This window comes from Streptomyces sp. UNOC14_S4 (genome assembly GCF_020740835.1).
In the GTDB taxonomy this organism is placed as follows: domain Bacteria; phylum Actinomycetota; class Actinomycetes; order Streptomycetales; family Streptomycetaceae; genus Streptomyces.
Genome location: NZ_JAINFC010001061.1, coordinates 1 through 563, shown reverse-complemented (window position 1 = coordinate 563; position 563 = coordinate 1). Strand labels below are relative to the sequence as shown.

Here is a 563-nt window from a genome sequence, read left to right as displayed (position 1 = left end):
GACAGCCCCGACCCCGCCCGCCTCGACCTCCACCGCGACACCGGCCGCCACTGCGGCTTCGGGCTGGGCATCCACTACTGCGTGGGCGCTGCGCTGGCCCGCCTGGAGGGGGAGCTGGGTCTCAACGCGCTGCGGGCGGCTGCGCCGGGCTTGGCGGTGGAGGGTGTCACGTATGCGGATGACTTGGTCTTCCATGGCCCGGCCCGGCTGGTCGTCCGGGTGTAGGGGGCCCACCGGGGCTCCGCCCCAGACCCCGTTGCGCCCACTGGAGTGCCTCTTGCGCTGCGCGCGCGGCTGCGGGTCCGCTGCGCGGCGCCTACCGGGCTGCCTCTTGCTCTCGGCGCGCGGCTGCAGGTCGGTGGGGGCTGGTCGCGCAGTTCCCCGCGCCCCTGACGGGGTGCGCCCTTCCCGCCACCTTCTGGTTGTGGGCATGCGTTCCGCTAGGGGCGGAACGGGTGGGCACAACCGGACCACCGGGCCGCACCACAGCTAACGGGGGTCCGGGGGCGGAGCCCCCGGTGGGCGACCTTAGGCAGGCGTGAACCAGCGGCTCAGGTAAGAAG

At 74.4% G+C, this 563-nt stretch carries 1 pseudogene; it reads left to right on the top strand.

Annotation, left to right across the window (positions count from 1 at the left end):
• A pseudogene (locus tag K6I34_RS37890) lies at window positions 1-225 on the top strand (cytochrome P450); the annotation flags it as partial.
• Window positions 226-563: the final 338 nt, after the last annotated feature.